This is a genomic window from Microvirga roseola (assembly GCF_020866965.1).
GTDB lineage: Bacteria > Pseudomonadota > Alphaproteobacteria > Rhizobiales > Beijerinckiaceae > Microvirga > Microvirga roseola.
The window spans coordinates 1-6,104 of sequence record NZ_JAJATX010000107.1 but is presented as its reverse complement, the minus strand read 5'-3'; the positions used below and the strand labels follow the sequence as shown (position 1 = coordinate 6,104).

At 57.2% G+C, this 6,104-nt stretch carries 4 protein-coding genes; 2 read left to right on the top strand and 2 right to left on the bottom strand.

What is annotated here, in order from left to right:
• Window positions 1-1,719: 1,719 nt before the first annotated feature.
• Entirely contained in the window at window positions 1,720-2,190 is a 471-nt protein-coding gene (locus LG661_RS23975; RefSeq protein ID WP_230534512.1) for a MarR family winged helix-turn-helix transcriptional regulator, read from the bottom strand.
• 144 nt (window positions 2,191-2,334) lie between these two features.
• Between LG661_RS23975 and LG661_RS23970 the strand changes: the two genes are divergently transcribed.
• The gene (locus LG661_RS23970) at window positions 2,335-3,129 is read left to right on the top strand and encodes an alpha/beta fold hydrolase (protein ID WP_230534511.1); all 795 of its coding nucleotides are present in this window, start codon (window positions 2,335-2,337) and stop codon (window positions 3,127-3,129) included.
• A 795-nt stretch (window positions 3,130-3,924) separates the two neighbouring features.
• Here the strand turns inward: LG661_RS23970 and LG661_RS23965 are convergent.
• Complete coding sequence (locus tag LG661_RS23965; RefSeq protein WP_230534510.1) at window positions 3,925-4,872, bottom strand: LysR family transcriptional regulator; 948 nt, start codon at window positions 4,870-4,872, stop codon at window positions 3,925-3,927.
• Window positions 4,873-4,986: 114 nt separating this feature from the next.
• On the opposite strand from LG661_RS23965, the gene LG661_RS23960 reads away from it, so the two are divergent.
• Window positions 4,987-5,637: an FMN-dependent NADH-azoreductase gene (locus tag LG661_RS23960; protein WP_230534509.1), complete on the top strand. Its 651-nt coding sequence runs from the start codon at window positions 4,987-4,989 to the stop codon at window positions 5,635-5,637.
• Window positions 5,638-6,104 lie beyond the last annotated feature (467 nt).

The window sequence follows — 6,104 nt, the reverse complement described above, 5'->3', positions numbered from 1 at the left end:
CAGGCCCTCAGACCGGATGAACAACCTCCTCAGATCTCACAGCTAAGCGCTCCTCGAGTGTGCCAATCACCCGAATGTGAGGCGATGGATGTATGCTTAAAAGGCGGGCAGCCACCTTCATGAGTCTACGCCCAAGGCAGTATGTAACATATGCAATCTACTATGGGCTTTACTTACTTCCTCACAGCTGTATTTCGCGTGCAAGACAGAGTGATCGGAAACGCTGAATCCGTTTCGCGAGCAGCAATGGAACACAACGGATGGATCGATTTGGAAGAGGGCTCAGGTCCGTATTGGGTGCTGCACTGCTTCTTGCGTTGGGCACACGGTCTGTGAGAGTTGACGCTGATGAAAGCTATCAAATTACAGACGAAGTTGTTCTGACAGATCTCTGTGTCGCGCCTCTTAAGCGGAGCGATCAAGTGCAGATCAGATTTGCGCTAGAAAACCGGAGCGCAGAACGGATCCTGTTCGGAGGGATAGCGATCGACGGCGCTCGCCACTCGCGGATCGTTGCATCTCTTGGAAATGGGGCAACGACAACGTTAAACACGATCCCTGTCGCTCCGGATGAAGTCCTTTCAGCGGATGGAGAGGTGCTTTGGATTGAGATCGACGGTCTGCCGAGCCCTCCTGACGGAGTAATCAATGCAACGGTGAGCTTTGGAACTGCTACCATTCCGATTAGTTTTACGATCAATCATGAATGCAGACCATCCAGCTAAAGAGCGCAAGGTAATGCAACCTTCAGGCCGGTACCGTTGGTCAACCTTTAGCGAAGTCCACAACGCGATGGAATTCTTCGCGCGCTAGCCCGATGGATCTTTGATGGCCATTCCACGGCTGGTCGACACGGCTTGCAGCGCTCAATCGGCCGGAGTGTGCCTGCTCAACGCTGTCACGCAGACTGCGTTCGTTGACTATCCAATGCGATGAGTTCCGCACAGGTAGCTTTACTCACTCCGTAGCACGCTGGGGCTCCGTTCACGCCGAGATAACCAGGAAGGTTCATCGGACCGGGCAGCATTCCGCACCACTACCCAGGTGCCGCTTGGTCGCCTCCCCCACTGTCGGCGCTTGAGGGCCGTGTGCACAGGGAGGGTATGGATAGCCCGGTCGGGCACAGGTGGGCTGCAAAGCTGCTTGGCCGCGCTGGACGCCTACTACCGCGGTTATCGAGCGCGCTCCCGAGTGCAACCGTCGGCGGGTCAGTGGCATGCCTCCGGGACCGCCCCCCCTTTGGATCATGGGCGCATCAATCCCTTCCACGAGGTCGAAGACATCCTGTACCAGATCCATGACACTACCAAGCCCGGCACATCGGCGGGGCGGCGTCGAGCAGTTGCATCCGCATGCTCAACCCCGACATCTTCGGCCTGTACAGCCGTGTCCTTGTCGGCATCCCTGTGGTCGTCGACCGATGCAAATCGGAAGCAGAGATTGTCACTTCACCAGGTTGTGGAGCGCAAGCTCAGCAATGGCCGCTGGGAGGTCCTATGTGAACGGAACGTAACGTGAGGTCTTCGCGCTGTTGCAGAACTGCATTCTGTCCTGCCAAGCTTCTCGAGAATGTCGCTAGCCAGGAGATGTGACGACGGTGGCATGTAGCACGTTCCCATCAAAATAGGGAGGGCTCAGCCAACCGGTTGCCCTCCAGAATTGGCCCCCAATCGTCCGCTTGTGAAGCAAATCCGCTTTGATCAGGACAGATACCTTTGTTCAAGCTGGCGGATTCCATGCCCCAATGTGGGAGTAGATTGCATCGCGTAGCCGTCTGATACCGCGGTTGAGTTTTCCCAGTTCTCCAGGGCTTTGCCCGGATGCTACCAGGAGAGAGTCGCCAAGGCACCCAGCATTGGACCTGAGTGCACGACCCTTGTCGGTTAGCGTGACTACCACCTGTCTTTCATTGTCGGGATTTCGCGTGCGGCGCAGAAGCCCAGCGGCTTCAAGCCGCTTCAGAAGGGGCGTGAGGGTGCTCGACTCCAGCGCCAGCTTCTCGGCGATGCCGCCAACAGTCAGCTCGTCCTCGCGCCACAAGATATTGAGCACGAGATACTGCGGGTAGGTCAGATCCAGCTCGTCGAGCAAGGGCTTGTAGACGCGCTGGATAGCGATGCCTGCCGAGTAGATAGCATAGCAGAGTTGGTCGTCCAGGGGTGCTGGGGCGTTTGCTTTTTTCTGTCTCATGAGGACCTCCTGTCGAACCCATATAGCTCATCGTAGCGCAGGAATAAATCTCGCGATAAAATTTTGTGCTGGACAGGACGGGCGGCATCGGTCTAACATATATTATCGCGATAAGAAATCGCGCGCTGTTAGAGGAGAGAGCACATGAACCCGAAGACAAGAAACCTTCTGACCACAACGGTTGCCGCAGTGGGCATAGCCGCTGCCACTCTGGCGCACTCGTCCGGCCAGATCCCCCAAAACCAGGCGGTTAGGAACGTTGTACTCGTGCATGGCGCCTTCGCTGACGGTTCTGGATGGCGTGGGGTCTATGACGAACTGACAGGGCGTGGATATAAAGTTTCAATTGTTCAAAACCCACTCACCTCTTTTGCCGACGATGTTGCCGCCACGAAAAGGGTTCTGGATCGGCAGAACGGCCCGACTGTTCTTGTTGGGCACTCCTATGGCGGCACGGTGATCACCGAAGCCGGCATCGACCCGAAGGTAGCAGGCCTCGTCTATGTCTCTGCACTAGCGCCGGATGTCGGAGAGTCCACAGGGGACCAATTCGTCCACATTCCAGCCCCGCCGGAATTCGTCATCGAGACGCACAAGGACGGCTTCGGCTTCGTGAACTTCGAAAATTTCAAGCTTGGCTTTGCGGGGGACACGAGCGATGCTGATGCCGCGTTCCTTCGGGACTCGCAGGTTCCGATCAATATGTCGATCTTCGCCACAAAGGTGAGCAACGCCGCATGGCGGAGCAAGCCGAGCTGGGCCATTATTGCAACACAGGACAAGGCAATCAATCCCAAGCTGCTGCGCCAGACGGCCAAGCGGATCGGGGCAACAATCGAGGAAGTACAAGCCAGCCATGTGCCCTTCCTGACCCAGCCCAAGGCCGTTGCTGACGCAATCGATCGCGCCGCGCAGGGCGCCGGAAAGCCCGCGCGCTGATCCAAGCGTGTCGATAGTGAATGTTGCGACAGGCGGCGTCTTTCGGCTCCGCCTGCCCTCTCCACAGGCTTTGCCGCACAGATCGGCCCGCAACTGGGCCAGATCGTGTCTAAATCGATGCTCCTTATCAGCTCTGTGGTTAGCCATCCTTCCGCTGCGCCATCCCCGCACGTCCGCTGTCGCGGCCAACCTCACCCAACACATACCCGCAGCAAAATGGGGCTGACGGCTGCTCGTTGTTAGGCTCAGCTCCATGCGGTGATGCGCCGGTCCATCTCCAGGATCTGGCCTTTGACCAGCACCAGTTACTCGGCCAGGGCCAGGATGCATGCGCGAGCCAACTCAGGATACGCTCATCTTCGTTGCGAACCAACAGCAGCAGTTACCGCCAGGTGGACCCAAATGGTGTTGGTGAGCACACCTTCAGCAACCCCCAAACAAGTGACTACCAGCGGCTTGCACTTACCGACGGAGTTGCGTTCACAAGCTGCCTGAACTTAAGCAGCGGATGTTCAACCAAGTCGCTCATGCAATTGAACTGGGCTGGAGCAGAAGGCCAACCGTGGCAGACTATAGACGAAACGTAGCTCTTCGTTCCCTGGCTTCCAGGCCCGCTTGCTAGAATGATGCACATGTTGGCAGGCGAGACGAGGCGGTCGTGCTCCTCGAGCTGGATGCTGGTGTTTGGAGACGTCCCTCGATTTTTTAGAGGACTGATGGCCATAGTTAGCAGACAGCTTTGTTGCGCCTCTTGCCGTCCGCCCAATGTTCGCATTTCACAAAGATTGGATCCGTCTATCTGGTGTACTTTGCGACGATCCTCTGGCTACTCAGTGCGGCCAAGCACGGATCCCAGTCGGGCCTGCTTCCAAAGCGATCTACGAGGGCATCAACCAGGACACGTACCTTGGCTGGAACATAGGATCCCGGCGGGCGAACAACGTAAATGCCATATTCAGGCGCTCCATAATCGAGCAACAGGGGCACGAGGGCACCGCTTGCAATGTGGTCGGAGACAAGGAACGATGGTGCTTCTGCAATTCCGAGACCCTCTACGGCCCATTGAAGTATTGCCTCCCCGCTGTCCGTCCTCATCCGCCCCTCAGGCCTGATAGCGATATGATGTTTACCTGATCGAAAATGCCAATCCGCATCTACACGACCCGTGTAGATCAGGCACTCATGCGTTGAGAGGTCTTCTGGGCTACTCGGCTGCCCATAGCGGGCCAAGTAGATGGGGCTTGCCACCAGCACTGCATGAACCGGTGCAATCCGGCGAGCCACAAGACTTGAATCCTTAAGGCAGCCAATCCGAATGGCTGCGTCGAGCCTCTCGCCGATGATGTCCACGACGCGGTCTGTATAACTCACATCAAGCTCGAGCTCAGGGTGGCGCTTCGCTAAGCCGGCGAGTATCGGCGCTACGTGGCGTACACCGAAGGACAGTGGCACCGATAGGCGGAGACGGCCGCGCACGGAGCCGCCCTGTTGCCCGATGATTTCACGAGCCTCAACGAGATCGGCAAGGATCCGATCACAACGTGTCTTGAACTCGATACCTGCTTCCGTGGGGCTGATACCCCGTGTGGTTCGGGTGATGAGAGAGGTACCGAGCTCCGCCTCCAGACGCGTGATCCGCCGACTGACGATCGACTTTGAAACGCCTAAGCGGACCGCAGCGCGGCTGAGGCCGCCGCTCTCGACGACCTCCACAAAGCTCCTCAGATCTTCCAGCTCAGTCACTGCGGTGTTCCTCCCCTGGCAACAGCATGGTTCCAAAAATGTGCCTACTACCGCACCGAGTGAACTATTACTTCGGTCGGACTGCAATGACTAGAACCCTGAAGGGACCGTCATATGTCCACAGCTCTCGTGATTACCAGCAGCGCCTTGGGCGAGGCCTCCGTATCCAGCCACCTCGTGCAGGAAGCTGTCTCCTGTCTGCTGACTCGTAATTCGCAGCTCCGGATTGTCACCCGCGATCTTGGCGAGAGCCCTGTTCCGCATCTGGACATCGACTCGATCATGGCGTTCGGTGGAGCTGAGCCGAAAAGCGAGGCCCAGGCTACGGCTCGGACCCTATCAGATGACCTGATCGTAGAGCTTGAAGCTGCTGATACGATCATCATTGGAGCACCCATGTATAACTTTGGCATGCCGTCAACTCTGAAGGCATGGTTTGACTATGTGCTGCGAGCCGGCATTACGTTTCGCTATACCGAGAGCGGCTCCATAGGCCTGCTTAAGAACAAGCGCGCCCTGGTAATTGCCAGCCGGGGCGGCCTCTATAGCGAGGGGCCCGCTCAGATGATGGACTCGCAGGAGCCGCACCTACGCAACCTTCTCAAATTCATGGGCATCAGCGATGTTACCTTCATCCGAGTGGAAAAGCTGGCGTTTGGAGCAGAGGCCCGTGAGCAAGCCATTGCTACCGCGCGTCAGCTAATCGAAGAGTACACCGAGACCCATCCCGTGGGGCGGCCCGAAGCAATTCCAATTGGACCCTGAACCGACTGACGCGAGTTAAGACCAAAGGGGTTCACAGCCGAGCACCGTTTTTTCGAGCTTTCGGTGGATCGCTAGTTTCTAGAGGACAGTCAGTGTGCGAGGATGAGACCTCGGGATCGGGGTAGTAAGCCAATGGACCCAGGCGCAGCGGCAGCACTATCCGCCCCTTCGTCGAGACGGTGTCGCTCGACCGCTACCTCTTCCAGTGGCGACCCGATCGAGAACTTCTTCTGCTAGCTCAGAGAGTTCAAGCACACTGCCATGCGTGCTAAAAAAACCGACAAGAGCTTCACACAATCTCTCTCGCGGCTGCTGGCGTGAGCTCTCGATGGATCCCCATCGTCTTTAGGTGCGAAAGGAATATGGTCTAGCTGGCTCCCTACTCATCCGACCCTCGCCTCCCAAATGTGTACCACTGTCTATGGTCTGCCTCCTGAGAAGTGATCCTCCCTGAAGTATGGCTTATG